25 protein-coding genes and 1 pseudogene are annotated in these 23,290 nt (G+C 59.7%); 10 read left to right on the top strand and 16 right to left on the bottom strand.

All coding sequences use genetic code 11. From position 1 onward, the window contains the following. Positions 1-67: 67 nt before the first annotated feature. The 5 genes and pseudogenes from ACA048_RS21485 to ACA048_RS21465 form a co-directional block, all read right to left on the bottom strand. A pseudogene (locus ACA048_RS21485) lies at positions 68-426 on the bottom strand (DUF6124 family protein). Between the two features lie 363 nt (positions 427-789). After that, positions 790-2,730 (bottom strand): cyclic di-GMP receptor LapD, encoded by a 1,941-nt coding sequence (gene lapD / locus ACA048_RS21480; RefSeq protein ID WP_497626182.1) that lies wholly within the window; start codon positions 2,728-2,730, stop codon positions 790-792. A gap of 22 nt (positions 2,731-2,752) precedes the next feature. Then, a complete protein-coding gene (lapG, locus tag ACA048_RS21475) occupies positions 2,753-3,460 on the bottom strand; it encodes a cysteine protease LapG (RefSeq protein WP_497626181.1) in 708 nt (235 codons plus the stop codon). A gap of 224 nt (positions 3,461-3,684) precedes the next feature. Next, positions 3,685-4,080: a YbaN family protein gene (locus ACA048_RS21470; protein ID WP_497626180.1), complete on the bottom strand. Its 396-nt coding sequence runs from the start codon at positions 4,078-4,080 to the stop codon at positions 3,685-3,687. 10 nt (positions 4,081-4,090) lie between these two features. Then, complete coding sequence (locus ACA048_RS21465; protein ID WP_008156162.1) at positions 4,091-4,678, bottom strand: UPF0149 family protein; 588 nt, start codon at positions 4,676-4,678, stop codon at positions 4,091-4,093. A gap of 391 nt (positions 4,679-5,069) precedes the next feature. Between ACA048_RS21465 and recQ the strand changes: the two genes are divergently transcribed. The 4 genes from recQ (at position 5,070) to ACA048_RS21445 (ending at position 9,402) form a co-directional block, all read left to right on the top strand. Continuing rightward, complete coding sequence (gene recQ, locus ACA048_RS21460) at positions 5,070-7,196, top strand: DNA helicase RecQ (protein WP_007948577.1); 2,127 nt, start codon at positions 5,070-5,072, stop codon at positions 7,194-7,196. A gap of 119 nt (positions 7,197-7,315) precedes the next feature. Beyond that, entirely contained in the window at positions 7,316-7,750 is a 435-nt protein-coding gene (locus tag ACA048_RS21455; protein WP_497626179.1) for a MarR family transcriptional regulator, read from the top strand. A 126-nt stretch (positions 7,751-7,876) separates the two neighbouring features. Beyond that, complete coding sequence (locus ACA048_RS21450) at positions 7,877-9,118, top strand: type IV pilus assembly protein FimV (protein ID WP_497626178.1); 1,242 nt, start codon at positions 7,877-7,879, stop codon at positions 9,116-9,118. Further along, positions 9,115-9,402: an Rdx family protein gene (locus ACA048_RS21445; RefSeq protein WP_497626177.1), complete on the top strand. Its 288-nt coding sequence runs from the start codon at positions 9,115-9,117 to the stop codon at positions 9,400-9,402. The genes ACA048_RS21450 and ACA048_RS21445 overlap by 4 nt, the downstream gene beginning before the upstream one ends. Here the strand turns inward: ACA048_RS21445 and ACA048_RS21440 are convergent. After that, positions 9,396-10,289: a DMT family transporter gene (locus tag ACA048_RS21440; RefSeq protein WP_497626176.1), complete on the bottom strand. Its 894-nt coding sequence runs from the start codon at positions 10,287-10,289 to the stop codon at positions 9,396-9,398. The genes ACA048_RS21445 and ACA048_RS21440 overlap by 7 nt on opposite strands. A 78-nt stretch (positions 10,290-10,367) precedes the next feature. Beyond that, on the bottom strand, positions 10,368-11,126 hold the full coding sequence (locus ACA048_RS21435; protein WP_497626175.1) for a helix-turn-helix transcriptional regulator: 759 nt from the start codon (positions 11,124-11,126) through the stop codon (positions 10,368-10,370). Between the two features lie 129 nt (positions 11,127-11,255). Here ACA048_RS21435 and ACA048_RS21430 point away from each other — a divergent pair, with 129 nt between their 5' ends. Beyond that, positions 11,256-12,071, top strand: coding sequence for a UDP-2,3-diacylglucosamine diphosphatase (locus ACA048_RS21430; protein ID WP_497626174.1), 816 nt, complete (start codon positions 11,256-11,258; stop codon positions 12,069-12,071). Positions 12,072-12,218: 147 nt separating this feature from the next. Here the strand turns inward: ACA048_RS21430 and ACA048_RS21425 are convergent, their stop codons facing one another. Together ACA048_RS21425 and ACA048_RS21420 are read right to left on the bottom strand one after the other, a co-directional pair. Further along, positions 12,219-12,809, bottom strand: a complete 591-nt coding sequence (locus ACA048_RS21425; RefSeq protein WP_497626173.1) for an HD domain-containing protein — start codon at positions 12,807-12,809, stop codon at positions 12,219-12,221. 29 nt (positions 12,810-12,838) lie between these two features. After that, the gene (locus tag ACA048_RS21420) at positions 12,839-13,150 is read right to left on the bottom strand and encodes an Mpo1-like protein (protein WP_497626172.1); all 312 of its coding nucleotides are present in this window, start codon (positions 13,148-13,150) and stop codon (positions 12,839-12,841) included. A 163-nt stretch (positions 13,151-13,313) separates the two neighbouring features. Between ACA048_RS21420 and ACA048_RS21415 the strand changes: the two genes are divergently transcribed. Continuing rightward, positions 13,314-14,375: an AraC family transcriptional regulator gene (locus ACA048_RS21415; RefSeq protein WP_497626171.1), complete on the top strand. Its 1,062-nt coding sequence runs from the start codon at positions 13,314-13,316 to the stop codon at positions 14,373-14,375. Here the strand turns inward: ACA048_RS21415 and ACA048_RS21410 are convergent. Next, complete coding sequence (locus ACA048_RS21410; RefSeq protein WP_497626170.1) at positions 14,332-15,786, bottom strand: TrkH family potassium uptake protein; 1,455 nt, start codon at positions 15,784-15,786, stop codon at positions 14,332-14,334. The genes ACA048_RS21415 and ACA048_RS21410 overlap by 44 nt on opposite strands. 118 nt (positions 15,787-15,904) lie before the next feature. Between ACA048_RS21410 and ACA048_RS21405 the strand changes: the two genes are divergently transcribed. Next, on the top strand, positions 15,905-16,468 hold the full coding sequence (locus ACA048_RS21405) for a nitroreductase family protein (RefSeq protein WP_497626169.1): 564 nt from the start codon (positions 15,905-15,907) through the stop codon (positions 16,466-16,468). A gap of 116 nt (positions 16,469-16,584) precedes the next feature. Here ACA048_RS21405 and ACA048_RS21400 read toward each other — a convergent pair whose 3' ends face one another. The 6 genes from ACA048_RS21400 to ACA048_RS21375 form a co-directional block, all read right to left on the bottom strand. Continuing rightward, positions 16,585-17,925, bottom strand: coding sequence for a sensor histidine kinase (locus ACA048_RS21400; RefSeq protein WP_497626168.1), 1,341 nt, complete (start codon positions 17,923-17,925; stop codon positions 16,585-16,587). Positions 17,926-18,099: 174 nt separating this feature from the next. Further along, positions 18,100-18,537, bottom strand: a complete 438-nt coding sequence (locus ACA048_RS21395; protein WP_497626167.1) for a Spy/CpxP family protein refolding chaperone — start codon at positions 18,535-18,537, stop codon at positions 18,100-18,102. 218 nt (positions 18,538-18,755) lie between these two features. After that, positions 18,756-19,433, bottom strand: a complete 678-nt coding sequence (locus ACA048_RS21390; protein WP_497626166.1) for a response regulator transcription factor — start codon at positions 19,431-19,433, stop codon at positions 18,756-18,758. 7 nt (positions 19,434-19,440) lie between these two features. Further along, positions 19,441-19,854: an SH3 domain-containing protein gene (locus tag ACA048_RS21385; RefSeq protein ID WP_497626165.1), complete on the bottom strand. Its 414-nt coding sequence runs from the start codon at positions 19,852-19,854 to the stop codon at positions 19,441-19,443. 122 nt (positions 19,855-19,976) lie between these two features. After that, positions 19,977-20,276 (bottom strand): YciI family protein, encoded by a 300-nt coding sequence (locus ACA048_RS21380; protein WP_150655059.1) that lies wholly within the window; start codon positions 20,274-20,276, stop codon positions 19,977-19,979. A 1-nt stretch (position 20,277) separates the two neighbouring features. After that, positions 20,278-20,874: a septation protein A gene (locus tag ACA048_RS21375; RefSeq protein WP_497626164.1), complete on the bottom strand. Its 597-nt coding sequence runs from the start codon at positions 20,872-20,874 to the stop codon at positions 20,278-20,280. Between the two features lie 87 nt (positions 20,875-20,961). On the opposite strand from ACA048_RS21375, the gene ACA048_RS21370 reads away from it, so the two are divergent. From ACA048_RS21370 to ACA048_RS21360, 3 genes are read left to right on the top strand one after another with little or no spacing between them, the layout of a single operon-like run. Continuing rightward, complete coding sequence (locus ACA048_RS21370) at positions 20,962-21,825, top strand: PHP domain-containing protein (RefSeq protein WP_497626163.1); 864 nt, start codon at positions 20,962-20,964, stop codon at positions 21,823-21,825. A gap of 13 nt (positions 21,826-21,838) precedes the next feature. Next, on the top strand, positions 21,839-22,468 hold the full coding sequence (locus ACA048_RS21365; protein ID WP_497629912.1) for an L-threonylcarbamoyladenylate synthase: 630 nt from the start codon (positions 21,839-21,841) through the stop codon (positions 22,466-22,468). Further along, a complete protein-coding gene (locus ACA048_RS21360; RefSeq protein WP_123434000.1) occupies positions 22,469-23,290 on the top strand; it encodes a segregation and condensation protein A in 822 nt (273 codons plus the stop codon).

Below are 23,290 nucleotides of genomic sequence, written 5' to 3'. Positions count from 1 at the left end.
CCGGCGAAGAGGACCGGCCAACCACCACAAAACTCAGCTATTAACCCTGCCTCACCATCATTGTGAGTTAGCCCTGCGGGTCGACGTTATCCAGCATCCGGTTCACCGCCAACTCCCCCAACATCACGGAGTGTTGAATACCCAGCAGGGTGTGGCGCTGTGAACCATTCAGCTGCCCCGCGAAATCACTCAACATCACACTCGCTGACGCCAACGTCTCACAGGCGTTGACCAGCAGTGTTTCGTTATCGGTGTCGGGCCCGACGAAGTAGATGGTGCTGGGTTTACGCGGAGTGTCTTTGGGAATGACCGGTTTGAGGTAGTAATCGAGGGCGCGGTCGGCGGCGTTGTTGAGCTTTTTGGAGTCGGGGGTTTCGTAGGGGGAACGTCGTCGGTTTCTGGCGGGTTTGGCGTGATTTTGAACATGGTGAAGCTCCTTATACCTGTTGGAACCACCAGAACCTGTCGCTAAACAAGTAAGGGTGGCGGCTGTACGCAGGTTAGCGAACCGAGAGGTATAAGACCCGGCAGACCCTAGGGTCTCCCGCGCACAGCCGCCATATCGAAACTGCAGACATTCGCCTGCAGTAAGACTGGGTTTTTGCACTTATACCTGGTCGGGTCGCTAAACCCGATCGCTGATTGGCAGCGATGCGGAAACGATAAAGATCAGGGTCAAAGCGCACAAGCCGGCGGATTCTGGCGCAGTCGTAGGCAGCGGCGCAAGGATGTGTAGCCTTAGTGAGTGTCTGGAGGTGTCTTTTAAACACGGATGTTTATTGCGTCCTGCTACATAGGCTCCGGCGGCCCGATCAACCTTCCCATCACCCCAAACAACCCCAGCTCCCGAATCACCTCCAACTCCCCCTGCGTCTCCACCATCTCCGCAATCAACGGCAAATCGATGCTGTTGGTCGCCCGAAAAATCGCATCGATGAACAGTCGTTTGTCAGGCTGCACATCAATGCTGCGGATGTACGCGCCATCGATTTTCAAATACGCCAACCCCAGCTGCGTCAAATTGCCGATCTGGCTGAAGCTGCCGCCGAAATGCTGCAAACCGATGCGGTAACCTGTGTTGAGCAGGCTGTGGCTCAGGCGGTGTAGTTCCTCGGGGGGTGGCAATTGGCGTTCGTCGATTTCCAGGGTCAGCAGCGGTGCCAGTTCCGGCAGTGAGTCGAGTAAATCGATGATTTCTCGCAGCTGCGCCGGGTCGCGCAGGGTGCTGCCGGACAGGCTCAACGCCAGCGGCCAGCGGTTCACGACCAGGTAGTCGAGAGTCGCTTCGAGCATCGCCAGGTCGAACCGCGCGGACCAGCCAAGACGCTCGATCCACGGCAAGAAATGCCCGGCGGCAATCGCTTCACCGCTCGGGTCGAGCAGGCGCGCGAGGACTTTGTGGTGCAGCACCTGGCTGGTGTCGGCGCATTGCACGACGGGTTGGAAATACAACTGCAGTTTGCCGTGGGTCAGGGCATCGTCGATCCAGCTGCGCCAGTCATGTTGGGAGTGGTTGATTGCGGTGTCGGTATCGGCCAGATGTACCCACGGCCGCTCGGGGTGTTGCCGGGCTTGCGTCAGCGCCTGATCGAGGCGCAGCAGTACGTCGCTGGCCGATTCTCCGGGGTGGTAGGCGACGATGCCCAGGTGCGCCACCGGCATGCAATCGCTGGCAGCGGTCAGGCGCAGGTTTTCCAGGGTGGCGCTGATTTCCGAGGCCAGGCGTGCAGCGTCGGCGCTGTCCAGTCCCGGCGTCAGCAGGCTGAATTCGCCGCCGCGATTGCGCGCTGCCAACCAGGTACGACGTTCCGGCGGTTGGGTCAGACGCATAAGCAGTTCGCCGACAGCACTGATCAGCGCATCAGTGCGCTGGCCACCCAGACGCTGGTTGAGGCCGATCAGGTCGTTGATCCGCAGCATCAGCAAATGGCCGGCGCTGCTCTGTTCGCTGACCAGCAGGTGATCGGCCAGTTGTTCATCCAGCAAGCGCCGGTTGGCCAGGCCGGTGAGGCTGTCCTGATAGGATTCGGCACGCAGTTTTTCGCTGCGCGTGGCTTCTTCGGCGAACAGCGTTTTGAGTTTTTCGACCATCTGGTTCATCGCCAGCACCACACGTCTCAATTCCGGTGTGCGCGGCAGTTTCGGCAGGCTCAAGAACTCGCGTTTACTGATGGCTGCGGCCTGTTTGACCATCTTGTCGAGCGGACGCAATTGCCGGCGTAACAGCCAACCGCCGAACACGGCGCTGAGCAAGCCGCAGATCAGCAGCCAAATCAGGCTGCCGAGGGTGCTGTCCCAGAGTTTGGCCAAAGCGAATTGCGGATTGCTCAACACTTCGACCCGCGCCACCTGGTCCCAGCCGCGCATGATCAGCGCGTCACCACCCTCCGGGCGCAGGTTGACGAGCCTGACGAACCAGCGTGGAACGCCTTCGATTTTCGCGGGAGCACTGCGTTCCACCAACACCTGTTCATCGCCAATGCTGACGACGCGGATGCTGCGGAAATAGCCACTGTCGTAAATCGAACTGACCATCAGCTCGATCATGGCCGGGTCATCGATTTGTGCGGTCAGCGACAAACCGAGCGCGGTGGCGGCGTCTTGAGCATGGGAGCGCAACTGGCCGAGCATTTGTTCGCGGGAGTTTTCCAGGCTGACAAAAAAACTGCCGCTGAAAGCCACCAACAGGAACATGCAAATGGCGAGAAACAACTGTTTGCGCAGTGACATAAAACGCTCCTTGCGGTGGCGACTAGCCTTCGCCCACGGCGAACCCTTCGGCTTGCATCTTTTTCAACACGTCTTGCCAGCGCGACAGTTTTTTACTGTCGCTGCTGCGTTTACCGCCATTGGCTCCGGGCAAGTACAGGCCTTCGGCGTTGAAGGCGTACACCGGCAGCAGGTCTTTGCGCTGGGACGCGGGGCGGATCTCGCTGATCAGGTTATCCAGCACCAACGGTTCGGCTGTGGGGCTGCTGTAGAAGGTCAGCACCATGTGCGCCTGGTTTTGGGCCAGGGCCTTGACGTAGGTGATGCGCAGTTTCTCGCTGGGAATCCCGAGATAGCGCAGGCTGAAATACTTCGCCAGCGCGTAGTCTTCACAGTCGCCGGCGCCCTTGATCAGCGATTCTTCTGGCGTGGCCCAGTAATCGGTCTGACGCCAGATGCGCGTGTCGTCCTGAAAATTCAGCTGCTGATTGAAGAAGCGGTTGACCGCATTCAGTTGCTCGCGCTCGGGCTGCTTGAGTTCGCTTTTGAGCATTTGACTCCAGGCCTCGATTCTTCCCTGGGCGGGGCCGAGGGGGCCGTAGCGCTTTTCGGCGATTTGCAGGATCTGCGCAAAGTCCCAGGCGGCCAGGACACTGCCCAGCCCCGTCAGCAGGAAGCTGGCCAACAGCAGCCATCCGCCGAGCCGAAGTCGGAGCGTTGACCATCCTGGACTACGCGGACGACGGGACATGTGTAGCAACTCGCGTGAAGATGTCTGAAGTCTAGGCGGTGTTTTCAGCGAGGGCGGACAAATTGCCAGGTTGCTACGAACCCTGTGGCGAGGGGGCTTGCCCCCTTTCGGCTGCGCAGCAGTCGTAATCCAGTCAGCGTGGTGTGTGAGGAGAAATTCGGTCTGCAGGATTGGGGTCGCTTCGCAACCCAACGGGGGCAAACCCCCTCGCCACAGAAATCGGGTCAGGGCTTGTGCAGGGTTTTTTGCTTGAGGATATAGAACGTGACGAGCACGGCACTGGTCAGCATGAACCCGCGCGCCCACGGCAGGGGCACCAGATAGCAGGAGAACAGGATGCTCGCCCACATCAACCCGATGGCGTAGACCTTGCCCTTGAGCGGGATGCCGTTGCCGTCGAGGTAGTCGCGAATCCAGGGGCCCAGCCGTGGATGCCCCACCAGCCACTGATAGAAACGCGGCGAACTGCGGGCGAAGCACGCGGCGGCCAGCAACAGGAAAGGCGTGGTGGGCAATACCGGCAGAAAAATTCCGATCACCCCTAGCGCTACGCTCAGCCAGCCGATGGCCAGCAGCACGTAACGCAACATCAGGGAGCGGTTGCCTATGGGGTTGTCCATAGGCAAAACCTTAGTGGTGACGTGGCTTGAGGATCGCCGGTTTTTCGTCTGGCGCCTGGCACAGCAGGTACAGCGCGGTCAGGGCTTCCGGGATCTGTACGATCATGTCGTCCATCAGGTTGGCGTCTTTGGCGATGTCTTCGAACTCAGGCTGTTCGTCGAACAGACCCGAACCGACCATGATCGGCAGCAGCATTTCGCTGACTTCGTCTTCGGCGGTTTCGAACCAGGCGGCTTCGCGCAGGAACACGCCTTCCATGAAACCGATGCACCAGCCGCGCAGGTCGGAATCGTCCGGCTCTTCGCCCAGGTCCAGGTCGCAGGGCAGCTCGAACTCTTCATCGGACGCCAGTTGGCGAGCGATGTGCGCCTTGAGGGCCAAGAGGGTGGATTCGATCGCTTCACGCTCGGTGTCGTCGGCGTAATGCGGCTCTTCGGCGAAGAGGGCGTCGATCCATTCACGGTCGGGAACGGTTTCGGAACAGATCGACAGCGCAGTGAGGTAGCCGTGGGCGGCCACGTAGTCCAGCGCCTCGTCATGCAGTTCGTCGGCGTCGAGGAAGACTTGCAAACGGGTTAGTTGCTCAGCGAAGGACATTAAAGGGCTACCTTGGGGAAAGTTCGATGCGGGAATTCTAGGCCTTCTTGAGCGCTCAGGCCAGCCGCACGGCATATTTGCACCGCATTCCCTATGGGAGCGAGCCTGCTCGCGATGGCGGCATTACATTCAACATCAATGTTGACTGACCCACCGTTTTCGCGAGCAGGCTCGCTTCCACAGGTTTCTTTGTTGCATTGGCTTGATTTGTCTTATCAGCGGTGCCCTGTGCAAGGGAGGGCTCGGGTATACTCGCGCGTTTTGTGATGCCCTGCTGGCGTCGCGGCTGAAATGTGCAGCGACATGCAATGCGCACTTACGATTTGTCGGTGCAGCTTGCGTGGTTCTGAACCAGCCTTGCAGGGATGTTTTTGTGATTTTTGGAGTTTTTATGCTCGAACAGGCTCAACGCGTCCTCAAGGACATCTTCGGCTACGACAGTTTTCGTGGCCGTCAGGGTGCAATCATTGAGCGCGTGGCCAGTGGCGGCGACGCCCTGGTGCTGATGCCTACCGGTGGAGGCAAATCCTTGTGCTTCCAGGTGCCGGCGCTGCTGCGTGAAGGCCTGGCGGTGGTGGTGTCACCGCTGATCGCGCTGATGGACGACCAGGTCGCCACCCTCGAAGAGCTGGGTGTCGCCGCCGCTGCATTGAACTCCACGCTGAGCGCCGAACAACAGCGCGACCTGGCGGCCCGCATCAAACGCGGCGAAGTGAAGATGCTCTACCTGGCACCTGAACGTCTGGTTCAGCCGCGCATGCTGGCCTTTCTGCAAAGCCTTGAAATTGCCCTGTTCGCCATCGACGAAGCGCACTGCGTGTCCCAATGGGGTCATGACTTCCGTCGTGAATACCTGCAATTGGGGCAATTGGCCGAGTTATTCCCTAACGTCCCGCGCATCGCCCTGACGGCTACGGCCGACAAGCGCACTCGCGAAGAAATCGTCGATCGCCTGCATCTACAGGACGCCGAACGCTTTCTGTCGAGCTTCGACCGCCCGAACATTTTCTACCGCATCGTGCCCAAGGAGCAGCCGCGCAAGCAGTTGCTGGCGTTCCTGGCCGAGCGGCGCAGCGATGCCGGCATCGTTTACTGCCTGTCACGCAAGAAAGTCGACGAAGTCGCCGTATTCCTCAGCGAACAAGGCTTCCCGGCGCTGCCGTATCACGCCGGTTTGCCCAACGAAACCCGAGCGCACCACCAGAAGCGTTTCCTCAACGAGGAAGGTCTGATCATGGTCGCCACCGTGGCCTTCGGCATGGGCATCGACAAGCCCAACGTGCGTTTTGTCGCTCACCTCGATTTACCGAAATCCCTGGAGGCTTACTACCAGGAAACCGGTCGCGGCGGTCGTGACGGTTTGCCGGCAGACGCCTGGATGGCTTACGGCCTGCAAGACGTAGTGATGCTCAAGCAAATGTTGCAGAACTCCGAAGGCGACGAGCGCCACAAGCGTCTGGAGCAGCACAAGCTCGATGCCATGCTCTCGCTCTGTGAAGAAACCCGCTGCCGTCGCCAGACGCTGCTGGCCTACTTCGACGAAGACATGCCCGAGCCGTGCGGCCATTGCGACAACTGTGTCGACGGCGTGCAGACCTGGGACGCCACTGAGCCGGCCCGTCAGGCACTCTCGGCGATTTACCGTACCGGCCAGCGCTACGGGGTCGGGCATCTGGTGGATGTATTGCTGGGTAAGGATAACGAAAAGGTCCGCAGCTTTGGGCATCAGCACCTGTCCGTGTTTGGTGTTGGCAAAGCGATGGGTGAGAGTGAATGGCGCTCCCTGTTCCGACAGCTGGTTGCCCGTGGTCTGGCCGACATCGACCTCGAAGGCTACGGCGGTTTGCGCCTGAGCGACACTTGCCGGCCGCTGTTAAAGGGCGAAGTGACCCTGGAGCTGCGCCGCGACCTCAAGCCGCAAACCACCGCCAAAAGCAGCAAGAGCCAGGCGAGCCAACTGGTGCGTGGCGAAGAGCGCGAGCAGTGGGAAGCGCTACGTGCCTTGCGGCGCAAACTGGCCGAAGAACATGGCGTGCCGCCGTATGTCATCTTCCCTGACTCGACGCTGCTGGAAATGCTCCGCAGCCAGCCGACTTCGTTGTCGCAAATGGCCACCGTCAGCGGCGTCGGCGCCCGCAAGCTCGAGCGTTACGGCGAGGCCTTCCTTGAAGTGCTGGGTGGCCAGGTCGAGGCACCGAAAGTCGTGGCGGACGTACGCCACGAATTGATCACCCTGGCCCGTGCCGGCATGACGCCGCTGCAAATCGCCGGTCAACTGCAATGCTCGGAAAAGAACGTCTACACCATGCTCGCCGAAGCGATTGGCAAGCAGCAGCTGTCGCTGGAGCAGGCGCTGGATTTGCCGGAAGAATTGATGGGCGAAGTCCAGGATGCGTTCCTCGACGGCGAAGGCGAGTTGCCAGCGGTTTCGGAAATTGCGGCGCTGTTTGCCGGGAGAGTGCCGGAAGGCGTTTTGTATTGTGTGCGTGCCGCCCTGCAATCCGAGTTTGAGGTTTAAGCCGTCTTGTAGGTTGATGTAACGATTCACTACAGACCGAGCCTTGCTTCAAGTCAACGGTCATGATTAGCTGGCTAATAATTAGGTTTTACTTATTTCAGTCTGATCATGAGTGTTTTATGCCGTTAACCGATCAACACCGCTTTGGCATGCAACTGGCCCAGATGTCGCGTGGCTGGCGTGCCGAGCTGGACCGTCGTCTCGCTGGCCTGGGACTGTCCCAGGCGCGCTGGCTGGTGCTGCTGCACCTGGCGCGTTTCGAAGAAGCCCCCACCCAGCGTGAGCTGGCGCAAAGCGTTGGCGTCGAAGGGCCGACCCTGGCCCGTTTGCTCGACAGCCTGGAAACCCAGGGCCTGGTCCAGCGCCAAGCCGTACTGGAAGACCGCCGGGCCAAAAAAATTGTCCTCTGCACGCCGGCCCGTCCCCTGATCGAACAAATTGAAACTATTGCCACGCAACTGCGCCACGAGCTCTTCGCAGGCGTCGATGAGGCGGAACTACAGGTCTGTATGCGGGTTCACGGGCACATTCTGGCCAACCTGGAAAAATCTTGAGGCATAACCACTCGCCGGACTTTTGAGATACCTCGTTGGGCAGACTATAAAGAACTACCTGGCAATATCGTGTTCGTAACGGATGTGCGAACTCGCACAGGTTGGTTCTGTATTTAAGGGATGCTCATGTTCGAGAGTTGGCGATTGGTTTTGCAGTGCGGTGCCAGGTTGCTTTTGCTCGGTGGCGCTTTCACGTACTCGGCATTGGCGCCTGCGTTGGGATTGGGCGACATCACACTCCACTCTGCACTGAATCAGCCGCTGAGTGCCGACATCGCCGTGGTGGATGTCGGTGGCCTGGAGGAGGGCGAGTTATCCGTCAGCCTGGCGACAGCGGATGAATTCAGCCGCGCCGGCGTCGAGCGGGTGTTGTTCCTCAACAATCTGAAGTTCACGCCTATCCTGCGCGGCAACCGAAGTGTGATCCGGGTGACCTCCAGCAAAGCGGTCAAGGAACCTTTTCTGGATTTCGTGGTGCAGCTCAATCAGCCCAGCGGGCGATTGCTGCGCGAATACACGGTACTGATTGATCCACCGGACGCGGAGGCGGTCGATCCCTTCGCTGATGAGCCAGTCGCTGAGCCTCCGTCTTCTGCATTTCCAGCCGTCCAGCCGGCCAATGCGTCATCAAACCCCATCAATGAACCCGCCTCAACGCTGGTCGCGGTTCAACCTGCCGCCGCCCCTGTGAGCGATCCCGTTGTTACCGAACAATTGACCACCAGCGTGCTGCAAAACCAGCAACTGCAAAAAACCGTCGATGAATTGAATGCGAAGCTTGCGGCTCAAGACGAGCAGATCGCCGGTCAGAAAAAGCAGATGACCGAACTGCAAACCCGTTTGGCTGAGCTCAAACCCGCGGCCACCGAGCCCGCTACGCCCGTCGCTGTCGTTGTCGAGGAACCGCAAGCCAGCAACGGGTTGTTGATCATCGGGCTGCTGGCGCTGGTGGCTTTGGCACTGCTGGGGCTAATCCTTCGTCGTCATCGACGCCAGCAGGCTCTTGCATTGCCCAAGGCTTCTCCCGATTTGCCATCACCGCCGGAGCCGATGCTTGATCCAGCCTGTGCAACTCAGGAAAACAGCCTGCGAGACGCCGGGTTAAACCCACTAAAATTTCAGGATTTGCGCGCCAGCCACTCGAAACTGAATAGCATGGCACCTTTGGTTGTCGTGCCACTGAACGCGGTGTCTAACGACGAGTTCCAGTTGAACCTGGATGATGTGTCGATGGACTCAAGTTGGGATATGGTCAGCCCTTTCGACAGTTCGCCGTCACTGGATGACGGCTTCCTCGACGAATTCAGTAATGCCGGCCAATCATTGGAACTTGAACCGCTTAACCTGAAACTGAAGGAGTCATCATGACCGCGCACAAAGCGGAAATCGTCATCACCTACTGCACGCAATGCCAATGGTTGTTACGTGCCGCCTGGTTGGCCCAGGAACTGCTCAGCACCTTCGGTGACGACTTGGGCAAAGTGTCGCTGGTGCCCGGCACGGGTGGGGTGTTCCATATTTTTTGTGACGACGTGCAGCTCTGGGAGCGTAAGGCCGATGGCGGTTTCCCGGAAGCCAAGGTGCTCAAGCAGCGGGTCCGCGATCAGATCGATCCGGACCGCGACCTGGGCCACAACGACCGTTCTCAGTGAGACGCCGCTTCAGCCGCCACGGTCTTTTTACTGGAACCGCCGGATAGCCTGCTGGAGACCACGATCGCGACGATGATCAGCGCACCGCCGATCAGCATCCGCAGCGTCGGGTTTTCATCGAACAACAACCAGGCCACGGTGATCCCGTAAACCGGTTCCAGGGCGAACACCACTGCGGCGGTGCGTGCCTTGATCACCGCCAGACTGGCGACGAACAGGCTGTGTGCGACGCCGGTGCAGAACACGCCGAGCAGACCGATCCACAGCCAGTCGAGACCACGCACTTCGCTCAATTGGGGAGCCGCCACGGGTAGCAGGCACAACGCGACCACCACGTTTTGACACAGCGCGGCCTGCACCGGCGGGATTCGTCCGGAGCTGGCCCGGTTGGTCAGCGACAGCAGGGCAAACAACAACCCGGAACCGACGGCCCAGAGCAGGCCCGTGGTTGCGCCGCTCGCCAGATCGAATTCAGGTGTGACCAGCGCCAGCCCGACGCTCACTAACACGACCAGCAGGATTTCATTGGCGCGAATCCGCTCGCGGAAGATCAGCCCTTCGAGGATCACGGTAAACGCCGGGAAGCTGGCAAAGCCCAGGGTCGCAATCGCAACTCCCGCCACCTTCACCGCAATAAAGAAACTCACCCAGTGCCCGGCCAGCAGCAAACCGCCGAGCAGCAGACGGCGCCAGTCCATGGCTTCAAGCGTGCGCCAACGGGTGTTACTGGCGAAGCGTGCAAAAACCGCCAATGCCAGGACCGCAAACGCGGCACGGCCAAAGACGATGACAGCAGGGGAGGCGGCGGCGAGTTTGCCGAACACACCGGTCAGGCCAAACATCAATGCGCCGATATGCAGGGCGCCAAGGGCGGTACGGGGAGTCATTGCAATCCTTGATCAATACAACCAACAGAGGTGCAGTCTAGAGGGCTGGCGGCACGCCTGTCTGTCGTCAGACTCGCATCATTTGTCGCCAGCCTCGCGCCGCAGTTTGCCGGGGGAGGCGCCAAACTCGCGCAGCACGGCAGCGGCGAATGCACTCTGGGAGCTGTAACCGACCCGACTGGCAATCTCGCCGATAGGCAATGGCGAATCTCGCAACAGTCCGACCGCGATATGAAGCCGCCGACTGCGGATGTAATCCATCGGTGTCTGCCCGCACTCTGCGACAAATCGTGCGTGCAATCGGGCGCTGGACAACCCGGCTACACCGGCCAGATCCGCCACTTGCAGCGGATAGGCCGCGCGCTGATCGATGTGCGCATTCAAAGTTGCATACGGCAGGCGTCGCCCTCCGACGCTGGCCGGCGTGGCGTTATTGAGGCTGGCCAATAACAGCACCGCGCCTTGTTGCGCTATCAACGGATCGTTGACCTGACTGCCCGCCAGCCAACTGACCAATTGGCTTTGCCCCGCATCCAGCGGCAAACGCCCGGCGTTGTCGAGCAGACGGCGACTGGCCTCGGCATGCTCGCCAAGCGACTGTGAAACCCATTGATCGCTCGGCACATCGAGCACCAGGCAACGGCTGCCATTGCTGCTACCGCAGGCATGATGGAAACCGGACGGTACCATCACAAAACTCTGTTGCACCACCTGGCTGCCTCGCCCGTCGACTTCAAAATCCAGCGCACCCGACAAGCCGAACACCAGTTGGGCGTGGTCGTGGCTGTGGACGATCAGGTCGTCGGTGTACTGGCGTAGTGTGAGGATCGGTCTCATCACCGCTCTCCTGGGCAAGATGGGGCCAGTCTACACCGGCCCATGGTTGTCACAGGAATGACTCAACACTGTCATGGTCAATTAACCCGACCGGCGCACGCTTGGAAAAACCATCGCAGAGGGTTGCCCATGACCAGCGCCGAGCTCGCCAAACCCAGTCGTAAGCAACGTGTGCGGACTTTGTGGATTTCTGATGTGCACTTGGGCACTCGGGACTGCCAGGCCGAGCACCTGTCGCAGTTTCTCAAGGGCTACCACGCGGACAAGATTTACCTGGTCGGCGACATCATCGATGGCTGGAAGCTGCGCGGCGGCATGTACTGGCCTCAGGCGCACACCAATGTGATCCGTCGTTTGCTGACCATGAGCAAGCGCGGCACTGAAGTCATCTACGTGACCGGCAATCACGACGAATTCCTGCGCCGTTATTCCAGGCTGATTCTGGGCAACATCCAATTGGTAGACGAAGCCGTGCACGTGACCGCCGATGGCCGTCATCTGCTGGTGATCCACGGCGATCAGTTCGATGTCATTACCCGGTACCACCGCTGGCTGACCTTTCTGGGTGACTCGGCCTATGAATTCACCCTGACCCTCAACCGCTGGCTCAACCACTGGCGTGCGCGTTATGGCTACGGCTATTGGTCGTTGTCGGCGTACCTCAAGCACAAAGTAAAAACTGCCGTCAGCTTCATCAGCGATTTCGAGGAAGCCATCGCTCACGAATGTATGAAGCGCGAGTTGCATGGCGTGGTGTGCGGGCACATTCACCATGCCGAGATTCGCAAGGTCGGCGAGGTGGATTACCTCAATTGCGGGGATTGGGTGGAGTCATGTACGGCGCTGATCGAGCATTGGGACGGGTCGATCGAGTTGTATCGCCTGGCGGATGCGCAGGCCCGGGAGGCGGAGTTGAGGGCCGTTGAGGTCGCCGAACCGGCTTGAGATTTGCAGAGGCTGGACTGGCCTCATCGCGAGCAGGCTCACTCCTACCATTAGATCTCCAGTGAACACACATTTTGTGACTACCCGAGATCAACTGTGGGAGCGAGCCTGCTCGCGATGGACCGCACAGCGGTCCCGCTCGGTCTATCAGGTGGGCGAATGTTCTTCCATCGCTGCCTTGTAGATCGAGTTCTTCGGCTGCGCAAACAACCGTTCCATCATCGGTTCAAAGAAGCTCAGCGGCAGGTTTTCATACGCCGGGTCAAACCCCGCCGCATCGTACTGGGCACAAAACTCGATAGTCGCCTGATACTGCGGATGCTCGCTGAACTGCTCACGCAGGTGCCGATCCATGCCCAAATGATGGAAGAAGTAATAGCCCTGGAAAATCCCGTGCTTTTCCACCATCCAAAGATTTTCAGCGCTGACAAATGGCTTGAGAATCGCCGCCGCAATGTCTGGATGGTTATAGGAACCCAGCGTGTCGCCAATGTCATGCAGCAGCGCGCAGACCACATATTCCTCATCACGGCCATCGCGCCAGGCACGACTGGCGGTTTGCAGGGAGTGGGTGAGACGGTCGACCGGGAAGCCACCAAAATCGCCCTCCAGCAACTTCAGGTGCGCCACAATCCGTGCCGGCAATTGTTTCGCGTAGGCACTGAAGTCTGCGGCGATGATCGCCCAGTCTTCCTGTGTCCCATCCTTCATGTGGGTGAAACGGGCGTTGGCATTCATCGGCTATTGTCTCTTCTTGTTCACGGCGCTTAAAACGGCACGCGGCCCAGAATCATGTCGCGGTACATGACAAAGTCGCCGAGCAGGCTATAAAGAGGATGTTGGAAGGTGGCAGGTCGATTCTTCTCGAAGAAGAAATGCCCAGCCCAGGCGAAGCTGTAGCCCGCCAGGGGAAGGGCCCATAACATCAGCCATGCGCCTTTGCCGATGCTCAGGGCCAGAATGAAAATGACCAGCGTCGTGCCGATAAAGTGCAGTCGTCGGCAAGTGCTGTTGCTGTGTTCGTTGAGGTAATACGGGTAGAACTCAGCGAAGCTGTTGAAACGTTTGATGTTTTCCACGACTGCGATCTCTGTGGTTATTGTTCTGATTGCAAGTTGTGCTGCGGGTAGCTTATTTGAGTCTAGAGTGATCAATGGCATCAGCCAGTGACAATGGGCGCCACTTTAGTATCCTTCGAAAACCAGCCGCGTCAGACGGCTCACTGAACAGTAAGTAAACGCCATGAGCGAACGAACGACTTCTGCAAGCTGGGCGATGGGGATTGTCAAAGCACTGGAGATGGACGGCCTGGATTGCCAGGTTCTGTTCCAGCAGCTAGGGCTCGACTACGCATCACTGGATGATCCGGATGCGCGTTTCCCGCAAGATTCCATGACGCGACTGTGGCAGCGCGCGGTTGAGTTGTCCGGCAACCCGGCAATAGGCCTGAACATGGGCAAGGTGGTGCGGCCGGCCTCCTTCCATGTGGCGGGTTACGCGTTGATGTCCAGCCAGACCCTGGCCGAAGGCTTTCAGCGACTGGTGCGCTATCAGCGGATCATTGCCGAAAGTGCCGACCTGAGTTTCCGTCTGCTGGATGAGGGTTATGCGCTGATTCTGACGGTCCACGGCGATCACCTGCCGCCGACCCGGCAAAGCGCTGAAGCTTCAATGGCCTGTGCGCTGGCGTTATGCGGCTGGTTGACCGGGCGTACCTTGCAACCGCGCAAGGTGTTGGTGCAGGGCAATGAGCCCGCTGACCTCGAACCCTATAAACAAGCCTTTCATGCGCCGTTGGTGTTCAACGCACCTTACGACGCATTGATTTTCGAACGTGCCGACATGGAAGCGCCACTGCCCACTGCCAATGAGGCGATGGCGCTGTTGCATGACCGGTTTGCCGGCGAGTACCTGGCGCGGTTCTCCGAAACCCGCGTGACGCACAAGGCGCGTCAGGTGTTGTGCCGTCTTTTGCCACAGGGCGAACCTAAACGCGAAACGGTAGCGCAGACGCTGCACCTGTCGCAACGCACCTTGCAGCGACGCTTGCAGGAAGAGGGCACCAGTTTTCAGACGTTGCTCGATGACACGCGACGCGAATTGGCCGAGCAATACCTGGCCCAGCCCACCATGACCCTGCTGGAAATTGCCTACCTGCTGGGATTCGCCGACCCGAGCAATTTCTTCCGCGCCTTCCGCCGCTGGTTCGACGCCACCCCCGGCGAGTACCGGGCGCACATGACCGGAGCGGCGGCGCAGGTCAGTGTCGCCAGAAAGCAGGAATGCACAGAACAAACACCGTAATGATCTCTAGTCGGCCCAGCAGCATGCCGAACGACAGAATCCACTTGGCGGCGTCCGGCAACGACGAAAAGTTACCCGACGGCCCGATGGTCGCACCCAACCCCGGCCCGACGCCGGACACGGTGCTGGCCGCACCGGTCAGGGCGGTCATCCAGTCCACGCCGAGCAGCGACAGCAGCAGCGCGATGACGCAGATGGTGATGGCGAAGAAGAACGAAAAGGTCAGGATCGAACGCACGATTTCTTCGTCGAGACGGTGACCGTTGTACTTCTGCTTGATCACCGCACGCGGGTGAATCAATTGGTTAAGGTTGGCCTTGAGCAGGATGTAGGCGACCTGAAAGCGGAAAATCTTGATCCCGCCAGCTGTCGAGCCGGAGCATCCGCCGACAAAGCCCAGGTAAAAGAACAGCATCAGCGAGAAATTGCCCCACAGGCTGTAGTCCCCCAGCGCGAAACCGGTGGTCGTGACCACCGATGTCACGTTAAACGCCACATGCCGCAAGGCTTCGAGCCAATGCAGTTGGGTGGTCCACCAGTACCAGGTGCCGAGCACCAGCCAGGTCACCAGCAACATGCCGAGCAACCCCTGAACCTGCTGATCCTTGATCAATGCCCGACGATTGCCGCGCAAGGTTGCTACGTACAGGGTGAAGGGCAGGCTACCGAGAATCATGATGACAATCGCCACCCAGTGCACCGCCGGTTGCGTCCATTTGGCCAGCGACTGGTCCGAAGTGGAAAAGCCGCCAGTGGAGATCGCTGACATCGCGTGGTTGATCGCATCAAACAGGCTCATCCCGGCCCACCAGAGCGCCAGGCTACCGACAATGGTGATGCCGACGTAGGCCGCCACGATTAAACGGGCCACCATGTGCGAACGGGGCATGACTTTTTCAGAGCGGTCCGACGACTCGGTCTGAAACAGGCGCATGCCACCGATACGCAGCAGCGGCAGAATCGCTACCGCCATGCCGATAAAGCCGATGCCGCCGAGCCAGTGCAACAGCGAACGCCATATCAAAATGCCGGGGGACATGGTGTCCAGGCCGCTGAGTACCGTCGAACCGGTGGCGGTGATGCCGGACATGCTTTCAAAGATCGAGTCAGTGAAACTGACGTGCTGAGCCAGCAAAAACGGCAGCGCGGCGAAGATGCACACCACCAGCCAACTGCTGACGGTCAACAGGTACATGTCCCGTGGACGCAGGTGTATGTGTTCGGGACGACCAGGGATAATCAGCGCCAGTCCTGCGACAAAGGTAATCATGCTCGACCACAGGAACGATGGTAGCTCGTGGGTGCGGTCGAAAATCACCAGGGTCGCCATGGGCACGACCATGGCGATAGCCAGCGTGATCAGGAAGATGCCGATGATAAAACCAATAATCCGTAAGGTCGGCAACGCCATGAAGTCCGCTCGGGCTGTTGTGGGGGGGGCCATTCTACCTGCGGGGGAGGACATGTAAACCGACGCCGCTTGCGCACTTGCAGATAGAATAGCCAAACATTTTTTCAGGAGGTGGCCGATGCAGGCTCTCGACGCTTTGCTCAACCGTGTTTCCGTTCCACGACTAATCGATCCGGCACCGACTGCTGCACAGCGCGAAGTCCTGTTTTGCGCGGCCATGCGCGCCCCGGACCATGGCCATTTGCAGCCTTGGCGCTTTCTGACGGTCGAGGGCGCGGCGCGCGAGCAAATGGGCGAGCTGCTGGCCGAAGCGGCGAAGCTGCAAGACAGCGAGGTGTCTGAAGCGGCACTGGACAAGGCGCGCAACGGCCCACTGCGTGCGCCATTGGTGGTGGTGGTGATTGCGCGGGTGCAGGATCACGTCAAATACCCGAAATCCGAACAACGGCTGGCAGCGGGCTGCGCGGCGCACGGGATATTGCTGGCGGCGTATGCGCAAGGGATTGGCGCGGTGTGGCGCACCGGTGACTTGGCGTATTCGGCGCATGTGGCCAAAGGGTTGGGTTTGGCTGAAGGGGAAGAAGTGATTGCGTTCCTTTACCTCGGCACGCCGCAGAAAGAACCGCGCGTGGCCGAGAAAGTCGACCTCGCCGAATTCGTCAGCGCCTGGCCTTCCGCGTAAGGATCGTTCCCACGCTCTGCGTGGGAATGCCTCAACGGACGCTCTGCGTCCACTGTGACGCGGAGCGTCACGGGCTGCATTCCCACGCGGAGCGTGGGGACGATCACTACAGGGGATCAGGGTTGGACGACGGCCCCCGGCACCAGCGGCAATTCCAGGCTGGCCACAAACCCGCCCTGCGGATGATTGGCCAGCATCAGACTCCCGCCATGTCGTTCCGCCGCGCGACGCGCAATCGCCAGGCCCAAACCATGTCCAGCAGCCGTTTGCCCCGGTGCTCGATAAAAGGGTTCACCCAACTGGTTCAAATGCTCGGCATCTACACCCGGCCCATGGTCACGCACGCTGACCACAATGCGCTCGCCCTGACGCACGGCCTGCATTTCGATCGACTGCCCGACCGGGTTAAAGCGCTGAGCGTTGCGCAGCAGATTGTCGACGGCACGCTCGATCATCGTCGGCCAGCCTTTGAGGTTCAATTGCGGCTCTGCCTCAAGGCGCACGTTTTGCTCCGGCGAACCCAATTGCGCATCCTTTTGCAGCGTATTGAGCAACGCGTTGAGGTCGACCTCTTCGGCGCTGGCGTTGTCGGCATCGACCCGCGCCAGTACCAGAATTTCGCTGATCAACGCTTCCAGTCGGTCGCATTCGCGGGTCAGGCGCGGCCAGAGCTTTTCACGCTCTTCAGGGTTGGCCCGTTCCGCCAATGCCAGTGCAATGCGCAGTCGGGCGAGTGGGGAGCGCAGTTCATGCGACACATCGCGAAGCAATTGCCGCTGACTGCCGATCAGACTTTGCAGGCGCGAGCCCATGCGATTGAAGTCGTTGGCCAGCACGCCGAATTCATCGCGTCGGTTGGCCAGTTTCACCAGGCTGTTTTGCTGATAAGTGGTTTGTCCCAGGTCATGCACTGCGCCACGCAAACGGCTGAGCGGGCGGGTGATCGACAGCGTGACGAACAGGCTGAACAAGGTCAGCACCACCAAGGCAATGCCCAGCGCACTCAATGGCCACAGCAGGCTTTCGCGGTGCCATGAATCCAGTTCCGGGTGAGGGATGCGGTAGATCAGCAGGTAGGTGTCGCCGGTTTTTTCGCTGGTGTACTCCGCCGTCAAACGACGCCAAGGCAGATGCCGATCATCGTTGTTCTGCCGAGCTTCAAACGCCGCCGCGCGACGAGGGAATGTGCCTCGCACTACTGGGTCGCCGCTCTCGTTCAACACCTGAACGTCAATGTGATATTGACGTTTGCGCTGTTCCAGAATGTCCTGAGCGGCTTCTTCACCCTGGGATTCGTAGGTTTGCGTCCACTGTTCGGCCAGTGTATTGAGGCCCGGATGGCGGCTGAGGATCCACGCGTCCTGGTTGAGCATGTGCCCCAGCAGAATGGACAGCCCTGCCACCAGAGCGATGGCCAGCCAGAAGCTGGCCAGAATACGCCAGAACAATGAACGCACAGAAAATCCTCACACAAACACAAATCCCTGTGGGAGCGAGCCTGCTCGCGAAAGCGGTGTGTCAGGCAACAATGATGTCGATTGACACTCCCTCTTCGCGAGCAGGCTCGCTCCCACATTAGATTGGGTGGTATCAGACCCAACGGGTTGAGCCGTCGGGTCCGGGTTAGCGCATTATTGCGCTTTTTGCGGTTGTTGCGCTTTCCAGGCCTTGAACTCGGCCCATTCTGCGCGACGCTCAGCCTGTTTTTTCTGGATCTCGTCGAATTGCTTCTGTTGATCCGGTTTCAGCAGGGCACGCACGTCGGCCTCAGCTTTTTTGTGATTGGCCGCCATTTCGTCTTTCATGGCTTTTTGGTCAGCTGGCGAGAGTTTCTCCAGGTACTTGTCGACCAGTTGCTTACGCTCGTGCATCTGTTCGCCCATGATCTTGCGGATCTGTTCGCGTTGTTCGCGGCTCAGGTCCAGCTGGCTGTATGGGCCTTTACCGTGCATGCCGTGCATCTGACCGCCGTGGTGCGAGCCGTCCATCGGGCCGCTGCCTTCAGGCATGGCCATGGCAACGGTCGGCAGGGCGGCGGCGAACATCAGAGCGATAAGAGTCTTGCGCATGGTGAATCTCCTTGTCTCGTTCCCGGTACGTTCCGGATGAGTTCAGATTACGCAGGTCAAGGTCAGCGGCGGTCAGCGAAGCGTAAAGCTTGGGTAAAGACGGTTTCTCGCCGACCTGACAAAACAAACAGGCTGCGTGGGAGCACGACTTGCCGGCGATGGCGTACGTGAGATTGTCATCGCCGGCAAGCCGTGCTCCTACGGGGGGATGTTCGGGTTTAGAGGCTGTAGTAATAGCCACGGCTACGCAGGGCAACGATGCGCGGGCGGCCGTCGGGGTGTGGGCCGATCTTTTTGCGCAGGTTGCTGACGTGCATGTCCAGGCTGCGGTCGTACAGGGTCAGCTTGCGGCCGAGGGCGATCTGCGCCAGTTCCTGTTTGTCTAGAGGCTCGCCGGGTTGCTTGAGCAGGGCTTCAAGCAAACGGCTTTCGGAGACGGTGAGGGTGAATTCCTGTTCATCGATGCTGACCACGCCGCGCACTGGGCTGAAACACAAGTCGCCCAGTTCCATCTGACTGGACACCGCCGCCGGATGGCTGCGGCGCAACACAGCGCGCAAACGGGCTGTCAGTTCCCGTGGGTCGCAGGGTTTGGCCAGGTAATCATCGGCGCCAAGTTCCAGGCCGAGGATGCGGTCCAGTGGCTCGCCGCGCGCCGACAGCATCAGCACCGGCAAGTCCGGGTGATCGTTGCGCAATTGCTTGAGCAGTTCCAGGCCGCTGCCGTCCGGCAGCATCACATCCAGCACCACGGCGGCCGGGGAGGTTTCGGCCAGCGCGCGGCGGGCACTCTGGCCATCGTGGCAAGCCCGAACGTGAAAGCCTTCCTGGCTCAACCAACTGCTCAGAAGCTCGCACAGCTCCTGGTCATCATCAATTAGTAACAGCTCGCTCATGAATCACTCAATTTAGCCATTGCCGACGTTTTCTGGTGGCACCACTGGCGAAGATACCGCACAGCAGGGCCGATAGCGCAACTCCTGCTCCAATGACAAACCACTGCTGCTGATCAGTCAGCAGGCGCGGTAGCGGGCTGCTGGCCTGCGTTTCCTTGAGTTGCAGCTTGAGGCGCTGATTCTCTTGGCGCAACCGGCTCAGTTGAGCGCTTTCGCGTTCACCATCGGTATTTTGCAATTGTTTGTTCAGTTCTTCTCGTTGCTGTTCGCTTACCTTCAAGCGCTGCTGCAACTCGGCAATCTGGCTGCCGGCGCTGAGCGACAGCGGCGTCGAATTACCGCCCTCGGCGCTTTCTTCACCGTGAGCCGGGGCCACCATCGACAACGTCACCAACAACAGACACAACGGACCCTTGCGCATCGCGACTCCTGATTCCAATCGAGTGATTGGGCAGGTTGTCGGCAGGCAAACGAGAATAATGAGCGATTGAGAGCGCGATGAACCGACAAGGTTCACCGCGCGGGGGCATTTGTGGGGGAAAGTTACGGCAGGACTTGCTTGAACGGCTTGACCGAAACGTTGGCGTAGACGCCTGCGGCGATATACGGATCAGCGTCGGCCCAGGTTTGTGCGGCGCTCAGGGAATCGAATTCGGCGACGATCAGGCTGCCGGTGAAACCCGCAGCGCCCGGATCATTGCTGTCGACCGCCGGGTGTGGACCGGCCAATACGATGCGGCCTTCGCCCTTGAGCACTTGAAGGCGCTCAAGGTGGGCTGGGCGCGCGGCCAGTCGGGCTTCCAGGGAATTGGCGACGTCTGTGGCAATGATTGCGTAAAGCATGTCAGTCCTCGGTTTTTGGCGTGGTGATATCGGCGTCGTGCAGGTGGCGGGACAGGTAAATGCCCTGGCCGACCAGGAACAGCAGCGTCATGCCCAGGCTGCCGAAGACTTTGAAGTCGACCCAGTATTCTTGGTAGGTGAACGCGACGAACAGGTTGGCTGCACCGCAAAACAGGAAGAACGCGATCCAGGCGATGTTCAGGCGCGTCCAGACCGGCTCCGGCAGGGTCAGCGCGTGGCCCATGATGCGCTTGATCAGCAGGCTGTCACCGACGAAGTGGCTGCCAATGAACGCCAGGGCAAACAACCAGTTCACCACCGGCGCTTTCCACTTCAGGAAGGTTTCGCTGTGGAACGCAAGGGTCAGGCTACCGAAGACCAGGCAGGCGATGAGGGTCAGCCACTGGCTTTTCTCAAGCTTGCGCTGCTTGATGAACAGCGTGCCGTAAACCACCAGGGAGCTGATGATCAGCATCGCGGTGGCGCTGTAGATTCCGCCTACAGTCAACTCATGACCGGCGATGTCAACGACCCGTGGATCGAGTTTGAAGACGATGAAAAACAGTAGAAGCGGGATGAAATCGATGAATTGTTTCACAGTGGCAGCCAGAAGCAGGATGTGGCGGCATAATAACAAACATATGGGCGCGCGATAGCGCCAGCTGATTTGAGGTAACAAAGTCCTGTGAATGTTGACTTGCACTGCCATAGCACGGCCTCCGATGGCGCCCTGGCGCCTGCGGTACTGGTTGCGCGTGCGTTCGAGAAAGGCGTGCGAGTCCTGGCCTTGACCGATCACGACACCCTTGAGGGCCTCGATGAGGCCCGCACAGCCGCGACCGCGCTGGGGATGCAATTGGTCAATGGCGTCGAATTGTCCTGCACCTGGGGCGGCGCGACCATTCATGTATTGGGTTACGGGTTTGATGTAACGGCGCCGCCGTTGGTCGAGGCGATTGCCAAACTGCATGGTGGCCGTTGGCTACGATCCGAAGAAATAAGCCGCAAGCTGGCATTGAAGGGCATGCCGGGAGCGCTGGACGGTGCCCGGGCCATGCAGCAGGAACTGGGCGACAGCGGCAACGCGCCGGCCCGCCCGCACTTCGCCGACTGGATGGTGCGTGAAGGGTTTGTAAAGGACCGCGCCGAAGCGTTCCGCAAATGGTTGGGCGCCGGCAAGCTGGGCGACGTCAAGCAACACTGGCCGACCCTGGAGGAGACCGTCGAAACCCTGCGTGCCGCGAAGGCCTGGGTCAGCCTGGCGCATCCCTGGCACTACGATTTCACTCGCAGCAAGCGCCGTCGCCTGATTTCTGACTATATTCAAGCCGGGGGCCACGCGATTGAAGTGGTCAATGGCCATCAGCCCGCCGAACAAGTGGGCAGTCTGGCGATTCTTGCTCGTGAGTTCGGTCTGCTGGTCAGTGCCGGCAGTGATTTTCATGGCCCTGGAGGCTGGTCCGAGATCGGCGAATACCGCCCGCTCCCAGAGGATCTGCCACCACTGTGGTGTCGATTCAAACATGACCCAATTATTGCCGCCGTCTGAACAGGTAGAGAATGTGAGTCAATTTTTCCAGATTCATCCGGAAAACCCACAAGCGCGCCTGATCAAACAGGCTGTCGAGATCATTCGCAGCGGTGGGGTGGTGGTTTATCCCACGGACTCGTCCTATGCCATTGGTTGCCAGATCGGCGACAAAAATGCTGTGGATCGCGTGCGCCGTTTGCGTGGGCTGGATGACAAACACAACTTCACGCTGATTTGCAGCGACCTGTCGCAACTGGGGCTGTTTGCCAAAATCGATACCGGCACGTTCCGCTTGCTCAAGGCGCACCTGCCGGGGCCGTACACGTTCATTCTCAACGCCACCCGCGAAGTCCCGCGCCTGTTGCTGCACCCGAAAAAACGCACCATCGGCTTGCGTGTTCCTAGCCATCCAATTGCCCTGGCGCTGCTGGAGCAGCTGGGTGAGCCGCTGATGAGCGTGACCCTGATCATGCCCGGCGACACCGATCCAATGACGGACCCGCACGAAATGCGTCAGTTGCTGGAGCATCAGGTCGACCTGATCATTGATGGCGGTTTCGGCGGGATCAAGGCGTCCACCGTGATCAATCTCGCCGACGGCGAGCCGGAAGTGATCCGTGTCGGTTGCGGCGACCCTTCGCCGTTCATGGCCGAGGCGTAGATGTCTGCAGTAGAACCCGTTGTCGACAGTCAGGCCGGAGCCCAGCAAGAGCTGCCCTTCGCGATGGTGTATGGCCAGGCGGTTTTGGAAATGCCGCTGGACCTGTACATCCCGCCGGATGCACTGGAGGTGTTTCTCGAAGCCTTCGAAGGCCCGCTCGACCTGTTGCTGTACCTGATCCGCAAACAGAACATCAACATCCTCGACATCCCGGTGGCGGAAATCACCCGCCAGTACATGGGCTATGTCGAGTTGATGCAGTCGGTGCGCCTGGAACTGGCCGCCGAGTACCTGGTGATGGCCGCGATGCTGGCCGAGATCAAGTCGCGGATGTTGTTGCCCCGCGCCGAAACCATCGAAGACGAAGAAGACGACCCGCGCGCCGAACTGATCCGCCGCTTGCAGGAATACGAGCGCTTCAAGGCCGCCGCCGAAGGCATCGATGGCCTGACCCGCGTCGGTCGTGACGTGGTGGTGCCCAAGCTGGATGCCCCGGAAGCCCGGGCGCGCAAACTGTTGCCAGACGTGCGTCTGTCAGAATTGCTGTTGTCCATGGCCGAAGTCCTGCGCCGTGGCGACATGTTCGAAAGCCACCAGGTCAGCCGCGAGGCGCTGTCCACCCGCGAACGCATGAGCGATGTGCTGGACCGGCTCAAGGGCGGCGGTTTTGTGCCCTTTGTCGAGCTGTTCACCGCTGAGGAAGGACGACTCGGGGTGGTGGTGACCTTTATGGCGATCCTCGAACTGGTCAAGGAATCCTTGGTCGAGCTGGTGCAGAATGAGCCGTTCGCAGCGATCCACGTGCGGGCCCGAGCCGAATAA

The organism is Pseudomonas sp. LBUM1659 (genome assembly GCF_059716045.1).
This window is presented reverse-complemented; position numbering and strand designations above follow the sequence as displayed.